The sequence below is a fragment of the Alistipes ihumii AP11 genome (assembly GCF_025144665.1).
Classification (GTDB): Bacteria; Bacteroidota; Bacteroidia; order Bacteroidales; family Rikenellaceae; genus Alistipes_A; species Alistipes_A ihumii.
In genome coordinates this window covers 2,137,474-2,154,032 of sequence record NZ_CP102294.1, presented here as the reverse complement: position 1 = coordinate 2,154,032, position 16,559 = coordinate 2,137,474, and the positions used below count along the sequence as shown (strand labels likewise).

The following is a 16,559-nucleotide window of genomic DNA, read 5'->3' as shown; positions in this document are numbered from 1 at the left end:
TTCCGCCCGCTTCCGCTCCGCGGAGCTAACGCAGTACGCCCAGCTCGCGTCCTACTTTCACGAAAGCGTCGACGCAGCGGTCCAGCTCCTGCTCGGTATGCCCGGCCGACACCTGCACGCGAATCCGCGCCTGATCCTTCGGAACGACCGGGTAGTAGAAACCCGTCACGTAAATGCCCTCGTCCAACAGGCGTGCCGCAAAGTCCTGCGACAGCTTCGCGTCGTAGAGCATTACGGCGCAGATCGCCGACTGCGTCGGCTTGATGTCGAACCCGGCCGCGAGCATCCGCCCCCGGAAGCGCTCGACGTTGGCCGTCAAGCGGTCGTGCAGCGCGTCGCTCTCGGAGAGCATCCGGAACACCTCGATCCCCGCCCCGACGACAGCCGGCGGCAACGAGTTCGAGAAAAGGTACGGCCGCGAACGCTGGCGCAGCATCTCGACGATCTCCCGGCGACCGGTCGTGAATCCGCCGATCGCGCCTCCGAACGCCTTGCCGAGCGTGCCGGTAATGATATCGACCCGGCCCCGGAGACCGAACAACTCGGTTACTCCCCGGCCCGTAGGCCCTACGACACCCGCCGAGTGGCACTCGTCGACCATGACCAGCGCGTCGTAGCGCTCGGCCAGCGCGCAGATGCGGTCCATCGGAGCGACATTGCCGTCCATCGAGAAGACTCCGTCGGTAACGATTACCCGGAACCGCTGGGCCTGAGCCAGCTTCAGGCAATGCTCCAACTCGTCCATGTCGGCGTTCGCATAGCGGTAGCGCACGGCCTTGCACAGCCGGACTCCGTCGATGATCGACGCATGGTTCAGCGCATCGGAGATGATCGCGTCCCTCTCGTCGAGCAGCGGCTCGAACACGCCGCCGTTCGCGTCGAAACACGCGGCATAGAGAATCGTGTCTTCCGTGCCGAAATAGTCGGCGATCGCGCCCTCCAATTGCTTATGGATATCCTGCGTGCCGCAGATGAAACGCACCGACGACATGCCGTAGCCCCTGCTGTCCATGGCCCGCTTGGCCGCCTCGATCAGACGGGGATGGTCCGAAAGCCCCAAATAGTTGTTGGCGCAGAAATTGATCACCTCTTTTCCTCCGGCCACCCCGATCGCCGCGCGCTGGGGCGAGACGATCACCCGCTCGCGCTTGTACAGCCCGGCCTCGCCGAGCGAGTCGAGCTCGGCGCGCAGATGCTGTTTCATTTTCCCGTACATGCCTCCAAGAAGTTAAATTATAAGCAAAGTTACATTTTTCCGGCAAAATCTTATAGCGGAATGCGAAAAATATGAATAGATTGCGTAACTTTGGAGAGTTCTTAAATATATTTAAAAAGTTTAACCCGTAAATACAGACCGATTATGCAATCAATCGACACGTACGATTTCAAGGGCAAGCGCGCGATTATCCGCGTCGACTTCAACGTGCCCCTGAACGAGAAGCTGGAAATTACCGACGACACGCGCATCCGCGCCGCCATCCCGACGATCAAGAAAGTGCTCGAAAAGGGCGGCTCCGTCGTTCTGATGTCGCATCTGGGACGTCCGAAAAAGGGCCCCGAGGCCAAGTTCTCGCTGAGGAACATCATTCCCGGCATCGAGGCCCGTCTGGGCGTGAAAGTCGACTTCGCCGACGACTGCATGGGCGACGAGGCCGCGAAAAAGGCCGCTGCGCTGAAGCCCGGACAGGTGCTGCTGCTCGAGAACCTGCGCTTCTACGCCGAGGAGGAGGGCAAGCCCCGCGGACTGGCCGACGACGCCAGCGACGAGGAGAAAGCCGCCGCGAAGAAGGCTGTGAAAGCCAGCCAGAAGGAGTTCGTCAAGAGGCTGGCTTCATATGCCGACTGCTATATTAACGACGCGTTCGGCACGGCTCACCGCGCGCATGCGTCGACGGCGCTGATCGCCGAGTATTTCCCCAATGACAAGATGTTCGGCTACGTGATGGAAGGCGAGCTGAAAGCGATCGACAAGGTGCTCGACAATCCGGCCCGCCCGTTCACGGCCATTCTGGGCGGTTCGAAGGTCTCGACGAAGATCAGCGTGATCGAGAACCTGATGAAGCGCGTGGACAACCTGATTCTGGGCGGCGGCATGACCTATACGTTCAAGGCCGCTCAGGGCGGCAAGGTCGGCACGAGTATCTGCGAACCCGACCAGTTCCAGACGGCCCTCGACATCCTGAAGAAAGCCGAGGAGCTGAACGTGAAGATCTATCTGGCCGAGGACGCCGTTTGCGGCAAAGAGTTCAAGAACGACACCGAGACAAAGATCTGCCCGTCGAACGACATTCCCGACGGCTGGGAAGGTCTCGACATCGGCCCGAAAGCGACCGAAGCGTTCACGAAAGTGATCGCCGAGTCGAAAACCATTCTGTGGAACGGCCCGGTAGGCGTGTTCGAGATGGACAATTTCGCCAAAGGCTCGCGCGCGCTGGCCGAGGCGATCGTCGAAGCCACGAAGAAGGGCGCCTTCTCGCTGATCGGCGGCGGCGACTCGGTGGCGGCCATCAACAAGTTCGGTCTGGCCGGCGACGTCAGCTACGTCTCGACGGGCGGCGGTGCGCTGCTCGAATACATGGAAGGCATCGAACTCCCGGGCGTGGCGGCTATCCGCAAGTAGCACCCGTTCCGGTTTCCTTATCTGCGGCGGTTCTCGATCGAGAACCGCCGCTTTTTCTTACTCTGCGACCGAGTTCGCCGCAAACCCGGGACCGAGGAAAGGTCCGGACGGAAAATATCATCCGGATCAGTTGTACGCAATAATGCGACTACACATAAAAGCATATCGGGACTCCTTGGGAGCGTACGAACGGGAAACCGGACACAAAAAGACAACCCAACCGACCGGATTCTATTCTCTCGACAAAGTCGGATCGATGCCGCCGTCGGCAGGAACGAACCCGCAGCGACGAATAACCGCCGCAGGAGATCGGCCCATGCGCCGCCCAGAATCCGGCATGGCCCGCTGCATCCGGTTCCGGACGAAAAAAACGGATTCGGTCCGGCGGGCCCGCGGAAGCGATTTTTCACGGGAAACGACCGCCGGCAAAAGATCGGGCCGCTGGGTGCTTCCCTGCGGCCCGACAAACGTTGCATCGCCGCAACCGGCCCTACTTGCTCAGATTAATGATCGAAGCGACCATGGCAGCCAGCGAAGCGGTCGAAGACATCATGCCTATCGTGTTCGCCAGTCCGTTGCCTTTAGGCTCCTGCTTCATCGGAACGACGATCTGGCACCCGGGCTCCACCGCAGGATACCGTTTCCAGAGAAATCCTCCGCGCGTCGAGGCCACTTTCCCGTTCATGTACACGATGAACGGACGACGACGGGCCCTCTGCTTGAAACCGCCGGCCTGAGCCACATAGTTTTTCAGTTTTTTCCCTTCGTACGCGACCGAGTTCTGATACAGCACGGCGCCCGATATGCGCACGGTCCCGTTATATTTCGGCACGAACAGACGGTCGCCTTCCTGCAGGACGATGTCCTCGCTGCTTCCGGGCTTCTTCACGGCCTGCTCCACGTCGACTCCGACCGAATAATATTCGGGAATCTCGACGGTTTGCTCCGCGACCGAATCACGCCCTTTGTTCGTCTGCGCAATTTCGAGCGTAGCCTTCACTTTCGCCATCTCGTCGGGCGTGAGCTTGCGCTGCACGCTGGCTCCGCGCACATAAGCCTCCTCGGTGAATCCGCCGGCCTGACGCACCAGATCGGACAACCGCTGCGATGCCTCGGCCAGCACGTACTGTCCGGGGAAAAGCACCTCTCCGTCGGCTTCCGCGTTCTTCTGCTCGGAATAGCCGGGCGAGCGCCGGACATACACCTCGTCGAACGGCTGCAACACGAACCTCTTGTCGGCCGGAGCGATCGCCAGATCCTCCGAAATGTCGAACAGGAAAGTTTCGGCCCGCCGGGGCGAATAGGACGTGGAAGTCGGGTCCTTGATCCGCCGCGCCACCTCGACTCTCGCCCGGGAAGCTGACTCGCGCAGCCCGCCGCACAGCACGATCACGTCCTCGACGGTCATGCCGTCGCGGTAATCGAGCGTCTGAGGCGCGTTCACCTCGCCCCGGACCGTCACGGAATAATCCTCCCTCAGGTCGAAAACGTTCGGAATGTATACTTCATCGCGGTTGCGCAGCTCCACGTCGGTCCGACCCGACGCCACGTCGCTCACGACGAACGGAATAACGGTATAGATACTGGTCGTGCTGTCGAACCGCGAAATCTGTCCCCGCGAGGCGAACTCGCTTCCGCGCAATCCCTCGGCCTTGGCGATCAGCTGCGAGAGCGTCCGAACGTCCGGCCCGAGCTCATAGTCCCCCGGACGCCATACGGCTCCCCGGATGGTCAGCATATTGGAATAGGTCGGCAACACGACGTCCACATGAAGCGAGTCACCGTCCATCATCGGGAAAGCGTCCAGATCGGCCTTCTCCACCGTGACCAGACTGCGTTGGCGGCCGCTCTTGCGGTAGACCGTCAGCCGCTCGGCATAGGCGTCCCCGGTAAACCCTCCGGCATACTCGATCAGCTTGCCCAGCGTCTCGCCCTTCTTCAGCTCATAGATACGCTCGCGCTTCACCTTTCCCCCTATGGCGACGTAGCTGTCGTACGGAGGAACGATAATCATGTCGTTGTCCTCGAGCAGGATATTGGTTTCGTACTTTCCGTCGATCAGGTAGTCGTACACGTCCAGATCGGCGACCTTCCGGCTGTTGCGATAAACCTGAATGCGACGCAGCGATCCGATGTCGTTGACACCTCCGGCCGAATAGATTGCATTGAACACCGTAGCCAGCGACGGCAGCGTATAGGTCCCCGGCACGGCGACCTCGCCCGAAATATTCACCTTGATGCTCCGTATCTCGCCCAGCGAAACCCGGACCTGTCCGCTCATGATCCGGTCGACTTTCGACTGGATGCGCTGCTGAGCCTGCTCGATCGTCAGACCGGCCACGGAGACCGGACCGACGCCGGAAATGCTGATGCTGCCCTCGGGCGAAACCCGGTGCTTCATCGTCGACTCGGCGTCTCCCCATACCTCGACGACCACTTCGTCGCCGGCGCCCAGCACGTAGTTGGGCGGCGTCGGAATATTATAGCTCGGGGCGAACGTCAGGTTCCGGGCGGAGAAAATCTCCCGGCCGAACACCGACGCGCGCGGGTCGACGGACATGATTCCGAGGCGCGTCACCGAATCGGTGTCCGAGCGCATCGCGTATCTCCCCTGCCCCTGCTCCGAAAAGCCGGGACGGCCCGCAGCATAACCGCCACGCTCCATTCCGCCATAGGGACGGCCGTCAGGATCGCCGCCTTGCCTCGTATCCTTCGTCTGCCGGTCCGGGTCCGAACGGACCACCTCGCCGCCCTGCCCCTGCGCCTTCGTCGACGAAGGCCGGCCGCTTCGTTCGTTCCGTTCGGCCAGCGCGGCATCGATCTGCTCTTGGGTGGCCCCCATGGCTTTGGCCCGCTGGATCATGGCAGGCGTGACCTGCTGCGCCGACAGGCTGCCCGCGTACAGCGCCGCCGCGAAAACGACGCATCGCATGAGTTTGACTATCCGGTTCATAAGCATATTATTCTCATTTTTTTGAAAAAAGGCAAGCGGCGGACCGCTACGCCTTTCCTTTACGCTCGCGCCGATCGCCCATCCGGTCGAGCTGCCAGACCAGCAGCACCCCCAACAGCAGGTCGATCCCGAAAAGCAAGTTGATATTGACGTTCTTCATCAGCACGTTCATCAGGATGAAGCAAGTCTGCATCACGATGATCAGCATGGCGCTTTGGAAATGGGTGAGGCCGAGACGGAGCATCTTGTGATGGATGTGCCTTTTGTCGGGATAGAACGGCGAAAGGCCGGACGCGATCCGGACACAGAACACGCGTAGCGTATCGAAAGCCGGAATGAAGACGATACCCAAAAAAACAGCCGGCGTCGCCTGTATGCCGAACATATCCGTATTGATATTCAGATTGTAGAATTTCAGACCGAAAAAGGCTATCAGAAAGCCGAGCGTCAGCGAGCCGGTATCTCCCATGAAGATTTTCATTCGGCGTCCCAGCACGTTGTAAAAGAAAAAAACGCTCACCACGCCCGCGATGCCCATCGCCATCATCCCGTACACATACAGATGATTCCAGCAGAACCAGCCGCCGAAAGCCCCCAACGCCAGCAGGGCCAGCCCCGAGCAGAGCCCGTCGATGCCGTCGATCAGGTTATAAGCGTTGACCAGCAGGACGGTCACCAGCACGGTCAGCACCCACCCGACGGACGACGGAATGTGGTACAGACCGAACAGTCCGCCCAGATTCTCGATTCCCACGCCGCCGTAAATCAGCAGCACGCCGACCAGTATCTGCGCCACGAACTTCGGCTTGTAGGAGAGGCCGCTCAGATCGTCGGCCAGACCGACGAAGAAAAGCAGCGTCCCGCCCGCTATGACGAAAAACAGTTCTTTGAACGCCGCCGCCTCGACAGGCGATGCGGCTACGGTCAGCCCCTGATAGTAGCACATGCCCAGCAACAGAGTTACCGAAAAAAGAAACGACGGGAAGAACGAGACTCCTCCCAAACGGGGAACGTTTCCATGATGGGACTTGCGCGCGGAAAGCTCGTCGAAAAGCTTTTTCTTTTTCGAGATCAGGATAATCTTGGGTATGGTCAGCCACCCGGCCAAGGCCGAAATGACGAAAGTCAGGATGACGAAAATTTTCAGTTCCATTGACCGGTTTGTAATACGCCTTGCAAAAATATAAAAATAGTTTCAGAATACCGCCTTGCGCCGGGCGATAAATTTCACGCCCCGCCCCTCACGCACCGCGCCGTCCGAACCCGGGAAATACCCCGACGCACGACACGGCCGATTCGGAACATTTGACTATATTTGTTCACCGTTCGCGGCCGACGGATACCCCAAAGAGAGCCCGGCCGAGAACAAGAACATCAAAAACCGTTCAGAAAATGAGAATAGCAGTGGTAGGAAGCGGGTATGTCGGACTCGTCTCGGGCGCCTGTTTTTCGGAAATGGGCGCCGAGGTGGTCTGCATCGACACGGACGCCTCGAAAATCGAGCAGCTCAAGAACGGGCGGATTCCGATCTACGAGCCCGGACTCGACGCGATCGTGCAGAAGAACATGCAGTCGGGACGGCTGAGCTTCGAGACCGATCTGGCCTCCTGCATGGACGGCATCGAGATCGTATTCATCGCCGTAGGAACCCCTCCGGACGAGAACGGCGACGCCGACCTGCGCTACGTGTTCGAAGTGGCGCGGACGTTCGGCTCGGCAGTCAAGGAATATGCGCTGCTGGTCACCAAGAGCACCGTTCCGGTAGGCACGTCGCGCCGGATTCAGCAGGTCGTGCGGCAGGAGCTCGCCCGCCGGGGAGCCGAAGTCGAATTCGACGTGGCTTCCAATCCCGAGTTTCTGAAAGAAGGCAGCGCCATCAAAGACTTCATGAGCCCCGACCGCGTAGTGGTCGGAGTCGAGAGCGCGCGCGCGAAAGAGCTGATGAGTCGGCTGTACCGCCCCTTCCTGCTGAACAATTTCCGGGTAATCTTCATGGACGTCACCTCGGCCGAGATGACCAAATACGCCGCGAACAGCATGCTCGCCACCCGCATCAGCTTCATGAACGACATCGCCAACCTGTGCGAAATCGTCGGAGCGGACGTGAACATGGTCCGCAAGGGAATCGGCAGCGACGCACGCATCGGAAGCAAGTTTCTTTACCCGGGCTGCGGCTACGGCGGTTCCTGCTTCCCGAAAGACGTCAAGGCGCTGATCCGAACGGCCGAGAAGCACGGCTATCCGATGGAGGTCCTCTCGGCGGTCGAGCGGGTTAACGAGCGGCAGAAACGGGTGCTTTTCGACAAGCTGACCAAGCGTTTCGGCAGCGATCTGACGGGGCGGAAGATCGCCTTGTGGGGGCTGGCTTTCAAACCCGAAACGGACGATATGCGGGAAGCCACGTCGCTCGTGCTGATCGACCGAATTCTCTCGGCGGGAGGAACCGTAACCGCCTACGATCCGGTGGCTATGGAGACATGCCGGACGCGCATCGGCGACCGTATCCGCTATGCCAAGGAGATGTACGAAGCCGCCGTAGACGCCGATGCGCTGATTCTGGTGACCGAATGGAAGGAATTCCGGCTTCCGGCATGGCAGGTCGTCGAGCGCGTCATGCGCACCCCGGTGCTTTTCGACGGACGCAACATTTACGACAAGAAAGAATTCGCCGGCACGCGGATCGAATACCACTGCATCGGAGGATAGCCTTTCCGGCAGGAAGGCGGACGGAAACGAGCGGAACAAAAAAATTCCCGGAGACTCTCTCTCCGGGAATTTTTCGTGAAGAATATGCGGTAAGTGTCAGAATGACAAACCCACCCGGAGACCGAAATTACTCAGTTGGTCCATTTTGAAATTGAGCGTCGTGCACTTGTTGGTCGCATAACTGTAATACGCGGCCACATGGACTCCGATCCGGTTCTGGTTGAACGGGCAGACGTTCAGGCCCAACTCCGGGGAAACAAAGAATCCCCAAGTCTTCTCATAGGCCTCGAGCACGTAAAAATAGGAAGAGACCCGGGCATAGTTGGCCCCCACCTTCACCGCCACGTAGGGTTCCAGCACGCGCCCCTGCGTAAAGCGATAGCGGCCCGTAACGCCGAACGGCAACTGGAACACCGAATGCTGCTGGTCGGTCGTGATAGCTCCGGTTCCGCCGATGGGAAAAGTCTGGCGGGGAATGTACTTGTTATTGGTATGGAACGCGATGAAAGCGCCCAGACCGACGTTCGACGGGAAGTAATAGCCGCCCTCGAAATTCATGCCCCAGCCGCTCGACTTGTCGGCATAGCTGTCGCCCAGCGGCCAGTTGTACTGCCAGTCGATATTGAAATAGCCGTTGTAAAGTATCTGCGAATGCCCCGTGGCAGGCAGAGAAAGCGCCACGACGACAGCGGCGACGAACCCGAACAGTTTGCTTTTTATGTTTTTCATGATAATATTGCGTTTTATCGTCTGTTAATGAATTGGCTTATTGGGCTAAAGCGGTAATATTCAGATAGGGCGACTGCACGAACGACTGGTCGATCGCCTGAACGGCCAGCGCCGTGTTGATCGTGTTCGAGCCGGTCAGCAGTCCGCTCATGAAGGAGTTCCACACGACAGTAAGTTTCTTTTCCTGTCCCTGAGGAACGCGCAGGTCGACCATTTCGGTCAGCAGCGATCCGACGTGGTAGCTGTACACGATATTATAGGGGTAATACCAGTAGCCCCAGTTGCCCCAATAACCCGGGCCCCAGTAGCCGGGATAGCTGTCCCACCAGTAGGGATAGCTGTACCCCACGAAATACTGCGTGCTCTGAACATAGCTGATCTGCAGTCCGAGAGCCGCCTCCGCCTTGGTAGCGACACGGGTATAGCCGAAACTCTGCATGTTCTCCTCATAGGCTTCCAGATAGGGAGCGGCTTGATCCCCCGTCCAGTATTCAGCCTTGTCCTCGTTGCCGATCACCAACACGCTGTCGGGCATGTAATAGTTTTTCATGTTGCTGAACTCCGTGCTCTTGTCGTAGTTGGTAAATACGAGAAAATCGCTGCTCAGCTCCGACAGATCGGGCTCTTCCCTGCAGGAGGTCAGAGCGAAAACGGCCAATAGAATGTAGACTAATTTTTTCATACTCTTTTTATTAAAAGTTTTTAAATAGGTATTTCGCGGTACGTTACGGACTACCTTTCAAAATCCGTTCCACAATTCGCCGGGCTGTCGTTTCACAATGAGCCCGTTAGCACGGCCCTGATCCGACACCTATCCGAGGCGGCAAACGGCCGGGCGAACCGCATGCGAGCCTTTCGTTCCCTGCTCTCGAACTCCGACGGCCGGACTTTCGCCCGGCCGCACGGCAACTTGCAGGAAAAGGCTTTCCGGGTGCCCCGTCGCAAGCGACGGCCTTCTCCGTTCTGGCCGATCCTTCCTTTTTATAATCCGAAAAGACTTTTCGCGCGAGCCGCTTTGCACGCAAACGTAAAATGAAGTATATTTGGTACGGCTCGCCCCGGACGCATATCCGGAAACCGGAGCCGTTCGTCCCATTCATCCCGTAGCCTTATGGTGCTGAACGCCGGAAATATCTTATTGGTCGGAGCGGTCTTGCTGTTCGTGAGCATTCTCGCGGGGAAAGCGGGCTCCAAGTTCGGCGTTCCCGTCCTGCTGCTGTTTCTGGGCGTCGGCATGGTGTTCGGCAGCGACGGGCTGGGCATTCAGTTCAACAGCCCGACGATCGCCCAGTTCATCGGCATGATCGCACTGAGCGTCATCCTTTTTTCGGGCGGCATGAACACGAAGTTCAAGGAAATCCGCCCCGTGCTGGGTCCGGGCATCATACTGGCCACGCTGGGCGTGATGATCACCACGGCCATTACCGGAGGAATCATCTTTCTTGTCACGCGCTACTTTTTCGGATCGATCACGCTGACGCTTTACGAGTCGCTGCTGCTGGCAGCCGTCATTTCGTCGACGGACTCCGCCTCGGTCTTCTCGATTCTGAGAAGCAAGGGTCTGAGGCTGAAGGAGAATCTCCGTCCGATGCTCGAATTCGAGAGCGGAAGCAACGACCCGATGGCCAACATCCTGACGATCCTGTTCATTCAGGTCATTCAAGTCGGCCACATGAGTTTCGGACACTCGGCCGGCGTACTGCTGATGCAGATCGGCGTCGGCGCGGTCGCCGGCTACGTGCTCGGCCGCATATCGCTCTTCTTCGTCAACCGGCTCGACGTCGACAACCAGTCGCAATACCCGATTCTGCTGCTCGCGCTGGTATTCTTCATCTTTTCGTTCACCGACCTGATCGGCGGCAACGGCTATCTGGCCGTCTATCTCGCCGGTCTGGTGATCGGCAACAGCAAGATGCCGCATCACCGCAGCACGACGACCTTTTTCGACGGTATCGCCTGGCTCGCCCAGCTGGTCATGTTTCTGACGCTCGGCCTGCTCGTCAATCCGACCGAGCTGCTGCCCGTCGCAGGCATCGGACTGCTGATCGCCGTCGCGATGATCCTGATCGCCCGTCCGGCTACGGTCTACCTATGTCTGCTGCCTTTCCGCAAAATCTCCGGCCGGGCCAAAGCCTACGTGTCATGGGTCGGACTGCGGGGAGCCGTGCCGATCATCTTCGCCACCTATCCGCTCATCGCCGGAATCAACAATGCCAACCTGATCTTCAACATCGTGTTCTTCATCACGATCATGTCGCTCGTCATTCAGGGGACCACCGTAGGCTATATGGCCGGAAAGCTGAGAATGGTCGACGATTCGGAGCCTGCCGCCCTGAGCTTCAGTTTCGAGGAACTGCCCGACGAAATCAAGTCGACGCTGTCGGAAACGGAAGTGACCGCCGACATGCTGGCCTCGGGCGACCGGCTGATGGACCTTCCGCTTCCCGACGACGAACTGGTCGTCACGGTCAAGCGCGACGGCGCCTTTTTCATTCCGAACGGTCGCAGCAAGCTCTGTCTCGGCGACAAGCTGCTCGTAATCTCCCACAGCGAACGCGGCCAGATCCTGCAAACGAAATAGACGCCGCCAGCATGCGCTCTTGCAAGCGATCGCTAACGATTCTGCGCTTTTTCTCCCCGCGAAACGTGGAATTCCTCCACATCTTTCCACAAATCTCCCCAACCCGAGGCAAGCCTCCCTTCCGCCGCAACGTCAAACCAACTAACTATAAATCAACACAATAAAAACAAAATCGACAAAAATATCATGCTCCGGTACGGTTTTTCTTCCTTGTTTTTGTCGAAAGCAAAGAACAAGTAGAAAGAATTTTTCAAACGCCAAAGCCATGAAAAAGGTCGTATTCGCGGCTGCCGTACTCGCAGCCATCGTTTCAGCAACCGGAACCGCTTCAGCCGTTTCATCGTCCGTTTTTCCGATCACCGCACAAGAGGGCTTTATCCGCATCGCGCCGAGCGATCTGCCGCAGGCCGTCCGCGACGCGCTGGACAAAAAATATCCGGGCAGCTTCATCGAGGAAGCCTACAATGACGCAACCGCTTCCCTTTACAAAGTAATCGTAAAGAGAAGCGACGGCTGGTCGGCCACGATCATCCTCGACAAAGAGGGCTTCATACGGCAGGCATCCGAAACGCCGGCAGCCTAAGGAGCCGCGCTCCGAGCCGCCCCGCGCATAGAAAGCCGAAATACGCAGGATCTCATCCGTTCAACCCTTACGACAAGAACTCATGAACAAGCTATTGTTTACTGTGGCCGCACTGATTACCGCCGCATGGACGGCCGGTCCCGTCTCCGCATACGCCCTTGCAGGAAACGCATCGACGCAAGCAACGGCCGTCCGAACGGGATTCGTCGAGATCGACCCGAGCGAGCTGCCTCAGGCCGTGCGGTACGCAATCGCCTCGCGGTACGCAAGCTCGTCGATCGAGAAAGCCTACGCCAACGCCGGGATCAGGCTGTACAAAATTACCGTACCGAACCCGAAAGGGACCGAAATCACTCTCCTTCTCGACGCTCAGGGAACGGTTATGGACCTGGTCGAACGAAGTGCCGGCCCGTCCGTCCCATAAAAGAAAATCCCCGCCCCGACCGCAGGGGAAAGCCCGACGGTCGCCCGGCGAAACCGGACCGCCAGCCGAAGGCCTGTTTGCGAACAGGCCTTTTCTTTATACGATTATTGCTATCTTTGCAGGCGAAAAACATTACGAAAAGAATCCGATGACAAAGGTGCTGATTGTAGAGGATGACGTCGCCTTCGCCCTCATGCTGCGGACATGGTTGTCCAAGAACGGATACGAGGCGGAGAGCGTCGTCAGTGCGGAGCAGGCGGTCAAGCGGATGGGGGAGTGCGTGTTCGACGTCGTGCTGTCGGACCTGCGCCTGCCCGACCGCGACGGCATCACGCTGCTCGAATGGATACGGCACAAATCGCCTCACAGCGAAGTGATCATCATGACCGGCTACGCGAACGTCAGCACGGCGGTGGCGGCTATCAAACTGGGAGCTTTCGATTATCTCGAGAAACCGGTCAACCCCGAAATACTGCGCGAAAAAATGACCGCGGCGGTTACGCGGCACGAACAGCGCCGTTCACGGCCGGAAACGCAGTCCGCTTCGGAGCCCGGAACGGCTATCGTATGGGGACACAGCGAAGCGTCCGCCAAGCTCCGGGATCACCTGTTGCTCGTCGCGCCGACCAACATGTCGGTTCTGATCACGGGCGAAAGCGGCACGGGCAAGGAATACGCGGCCCGCTTCATCCACGCCAACAGCAAGCGGAAGGCCCGTCCGTTCGTCGCCGTCGACTGCGGCGTGCTCTCGCGCGAGCTGGCCGCCAGCGAGCTGTTCGGACATGCCAAAGGAGCCTTTACGTCGGCCGTTTCGGACAAAAAGGGCGTCTTCGAGACGGCGGAAGGCGGAACCGTTTTCCTCGACGAGATCGGCAACCTGCCTTACGACGTACAGGTACAACTGCTCCGCGCGATTCAGGAACGCGTGATCCGTCCCGTCGGCAGCGTGAGGGAAACGGCCGTCGACGTACGGATCATCGCCGCGACGAACGAGAACCTGCTCGAAGCGATCCGCGAGAACAAGTTTCGCGGGGACCTGTTCCACCGTCTCGACGAATTCACCGTGCAGATTCCCCCGCTCCGGGAACGGAAAGAGGACATACCCGCTTTCGCCGAGTCGTTCCTGCAGGACGCCAACCGCGAGCTGGAAAAGCAGGTCGAAGGATTCGACGCCGAGACCGCCGCATGGATGAACCGCTACAAATGGCCCGGCAACCTGCGCCAGATGCGCAATGCGATCAAGCGGGCCGTTCTCTTCTGCAAGGGGCGCATCGTCACGATAGCCGACCTGCCGGAAGAATTGACGGCCGACGCGGAGAGTATGCCGGAGCCGCCCGCTTCGCCCCTGTTGCGCAAGGTCAACGAGAAAGAGCAGATTCTGGATGCGCTGCGTCGCGCGAGGAACAACAAGAGCGAGGCGGCCCGTCTGCTGGAGATCGACCGGAAAACCCTGTACAACAAGCTCAAGCTGTACGGTATCGAGCTATAGCGAGCCGGACATTCTTCCGAGGATTCGCTTCGCCGAGCCGATCGCGCGTTCGACCAGAAAAGATATTCGCGCCGGTTCCGCCGAGGAACCGCTCTTTTCCAATTCTTCCAGATCGGCCGCCGTCCGGTCGGCATGCAGTTGACGGAACATCGGCAGCATCCGGTGAGCCAGCTTGGCGAGCGACGGCCAGTCGCGGGAGGCACTGTATTCCTCGAGCAGTTTCAGGCTGTCGCGCGTAGAAGACACGAAAGTCTCCACGACCGTCCGGACCGCTTCCTCATCGCCGTTCATCATCTCCCGGAGTTCGCCCAAATCGTATCCCGGATCGGGAGACGGCATACCGGCGATCGTTTTCAGCAGCTCGCTCTGCGTGAATGGTTTGCGCAACACGGCGTCGAACCCGTCGCTCTCTTTCTCCAGACGGTCGGAAGCCGAAACGGCAATCACGGGCAACCTCCGCGCCCAGCCCTCCGAAGCGGAACGGATCGCCGAGAGCAGCTGATAGCCGGAAAATCCGCCCAGCTGAATATCGGTCAGCACCATATCGACATCGGCCAGCTTATCCACGCACTGCTCCAACCGATCACAGCAGCAGACCCTGTGACCGGCCGATTTCAGTATTTCGCTCAACATGGCTCGTTGCGAGGGATCGTCCTCGACAACGAGTATCGAACGAGGAGTGACCCGAGGGGGAGCCTCGGCCGGGACAGGCTTCGGAATTTCGGAAACGGAGACGGACAGCACGGGTATCGAGACCCGGAAAACGCTCCCCTCGCCGATCCGACTGTCGAGCTCCAACGTTCCTCCCAGCAGCTCGACCAGACGCGACACGACGGCCAGCCCGAATCCGCTGCCCTCCTTGCCGGCCGTATCGGCCCTCGAAAACTCGTCGAATATCCTCTTCTGCTCTTCCGGCGCAATGCCGCACCCCGTGTCGCTCACGGCGAATTCCAACCGTAGCGGCGCACCGTTCCCGTCTCCGGACCGAACGACTGCCGAAAGCGTTACCGACCCCCGATCGGTGAACTTCACGGCGTTGGAGAGCAGATTGATCAGTACTTGCCTGATTCGGGCCGCATCGGCCTTGACGTACATGCCCTTCTCCGCGCGGTTGTCGCTTACGAGCGACACGCCCTTTCTCTCCGCCGAGGGCACGAACATGCCGAGGGTCTGATCGAATAGCGGGAATACCTCGAAAGGAGCCGCGTCGAGGGTCATTTTGCCCGTTTCGATCCGGGAATATTCGAGCAGATTGGTCAGCAGCTCCATCAGATGAGCCGAACTGTATCTCATGCTGGCCGTGTAACGCGCCACCTTATCGGGAGAAGGATTCGACGACAGCAGCTCGACGTAACCCATGATCGAATTGAGCGGGGAACGAATATCGTGGGAGATCGACAGCAGCAGCCGTTGCCGGTTCTCCATCAGGTCCTCCGCCTTGCGCCGGGCCTCCTCAAGGGCCTGTTTATAACGTTTGCTTTTATTTATATCGCTGAATATCAGAGCGACGAAAAGAAGCACTATGCACAACGCACCCAACGCGATCCCCAGCACGGACTCTCCCGCACGCTTGAGCGTCCGGTCGCGAGTACCGATCTCGTCGAGCGCTGCCCGGATGTTTTCGTCGTTCATCTTCTGCAAAAGCAGCGTAGCCCGATCGTTGATCGTCTGATCGATCAGCATCAGCGTATGCTGCTGCTGCCGGATAGCCTCCGCAGTCCGGTCGCGCCGTCTGGAAGGTAACGCCGGCTTCGCCTGCAATCGAGCGCCGCCTACATCTGACGGCATCTTTTGCGAAACAACGGGAGCGAGCGTATCGACAGGCATCTCGCTGCTCCTCGGCATCTCTTTGAGCGTGTCTCTCGCCGTCATGAGAGGCCCCGCGAAACGCCGCCAAAACCGGTCCCGCTCGGAAGGAACCAAACGAATCGTATCCTTATGAACGGGCTTCTCGATCACTACGACCACCGGCGAAAGCGTGTCCTTTCGTTCGAGCGCCCGCAACAGGCTGTCGTGACGAAGCACCTCTCTTTCCCGAAGACGGCTCATCGTGGCGGCCAGACCGATCAGGTTCGATTTTTTCCACTTCAGCAGCTCGGTAATCTCCTCCAGAATGCCGATCTGCTCGGGAGGTATCTGCAACCGGCAAAGCGAGTCGATGTGGCCGTAGACCGTGTCGATCGCCCGGTCGTAAGCTTCCAGATTGTCGACCGAAGGGTCCTGCAGATAGATATTCGCCCGGTAGCTCGCCTCGTACAGCGACGAGATCGTCGTGCCCGTAACCAGCACTTTCCGGTACGCCGCTCCCTGCGTAGCGTCCTCGCGAACAGCCAACGGCGCAATCCGCATGTAAATGTACCAAACGGCGAAAACCGCCGCCACGGCGACCAACAGATAGCCTACGGCCACCTTGATCCGCATGTTCGACTCGCTGCCGCCCGTATTTCCGAATTTTCTCATAGTCTCCCGTCGGT

The 16,559-nt window shown here is 59.0% G+C and carries 12 protein-coding genes; 6 read left to right on the top strand and 6 right to left on the bottom strand.

The features are described from left to right. Positions 1-25: 25 nt before the first annotated feature. Positions 26-1,216 (bottom strand): glycine C-acetyltransferase, encoded by a 1,191-nt coding sequence (kbl, locus tag NQ491_RS08700; protein ID WP_019246870.1) that lies wholly within the window; start codon positions 1,214-1,216, stop codon positions 26-28. 144 nt (positions 1,217-1,360) lie between these two features. Here kbl and NQ491_RS08695 point away from each other — a divergent pair, with 144 nt between their 5' ends. After that, positions 1,361-2,620 (top strand): phosphoglycerate kinase, encoded by a 1,260-nt coding sequence (locus NQ491_RS08695; RefSeq protein WP_019246869.1) that lies wholly within the window; start codon positions 1,361-1,363, stop codon positions 2,618-2,620. A 490-nt stretch (positions 2,621-3,110) separates the two neighbouring features. Here NQ491_RS08695 and NQ491_RS08690 read toward each other — a convergent pair whose 3' ends face one another. Then, positions 3,111-5,573 (bottom strand): SLBB domain-containing protein, encoded by a 2,463-nt coding sequence (locus NQ491_RS08690; protein ID WP_232423217.1) that lies wholly within the window; start codon positions 5,571-5,573, stop codon positions 3,111-3,113. Positions 5,574-5,619: 46 nt separating this feature from the next. Further along, positions 5,620-6,726 (bottom strand): MraY family glycosyltransferase, encoded by a 1,107-nt coding sequence (locus NQ491_RS08685; protein ID WP_019246867.1) that lies wholly within the window; start codon positions 6,724-6,726, stop codon positions 5,620-5,622. Between the two features lie 239 nt (positions 6,727-6,965). Here NQ491_RS08685 and NQ491_RS08680 point away from each other — a divergent pair, with 239 nt between their 5' ends. Continuing rightward, positions 6,966-8,279: a UDP-glucose dehydrogenase family protein gene (locus tag NQ491_RS08680; protein ID WP_026089813.1), complete on the top strand. Its 1,314-nt coding sequence runs from the start codon at positions 6,966-6,968 to the stop codon at positions 8,277-8,279. A gap of 96 nt (positions 8,280-8,375) precedes the next feature. Here NQ491_RS08680 and NQ491_RS08675 read toward each other — a convergent pair whose 3' ends face one another. Continuing rightward, positions 8,376-9,008, bottom strand: a complete 633-nt coding sequence (locus tag NQ491_RS08675; RefSeq protein WP_019246865.1) for an outer membrane beta-barrel protein — start codon at positions 9,006-9,008, stop codon at positions 8,376-8,378. Between the two features lie 37 nt (positions 9,009-9,045). After that, positions 9,046-9,690 carry a DUF4136 domain-containing protein gene (locus tag NQ491_RS08670; protein ID WP_026089812.1) on the bottom strand — a complete coding sequence of 215 codons (645 nt, stop codon included), beginning with the start codon at positions 9,688-9,690 and terminating at the stop codon, positions 9,046-9,048. Positions 9,691-10,119: 429 nt separating this feature from the next. Between NQ491_RS08670 and NQ491_RS08665 the strand changes: the two genes are divergently transcribed. The 4 genes from NQ491_RS08665 (at position 10,120) to NQ491_RS08650 (ending at position 14,085) form a co-directional block, all read left to right on the top strand. Further along, on the top strand, positions 10,120-11,589 hold the full coding sequence (locus tag NQ491_RS08665) for a potassium/proton antiporter (RefSeq protein ID WP_019246862.1): 1,470 nt from the start codon (positions 10,120-10,122) through the stop codon (positions 11,587-11,589). A gap of 265 nt (positions 11,590-11,854) precedes the next feature. Beyond that, entirely contained in the window at positions 11,855-12,172 is a 318-nt protein-coding gene (locus tag NQ491_RS08660; RefSeq protein ID WP_019246861.1) for a hypothetical protein, read from the top strand. A gap of 82 nt (positions 12,173-12,254) precedes the next feature. Beyond that, positions 12,255-12,596: a hypothetical protein gene (locus NQ491_RS08655; RefSeq protein WP_019246860.1), complete on the top strand. Its 342-nt coding sequence runs from the start codon at positions 12,255-12,257 to the stop codon at positions 12,594-12,596. Positions 12,597-12,744: 148 nt separating this feature from the next. After that, entirely contained in the window at positions 12,745-14,085 is a 1,341-nt protein-coding gene (locus NQ491_RS08650) for a sigma-54-dependent transcriptional regulator (RefSeq protein WP_019246859.1), read from the top strand. On the opposite strand, the gene NQ491_RS08645 is transcribed toward NQ491_RS08650, so the two are convergent. Further along, a complete protein-coding gene (locus NQ491_RS08645; RefSeq protein ID WP_019246858.1) occupies positions 14,080-16,545 on the bottom strand; it encodes an ATP-binding protein in 2,466 nt (821 codons plus the stop codon). The two genes, NQ491_RS08650 and NQ491_RS08645, sit on opposite strands and share 6 nt — an antisense overlap. Between the last annotated feature and the right edge of the window lie 14 nt (positions 16,546-16,559).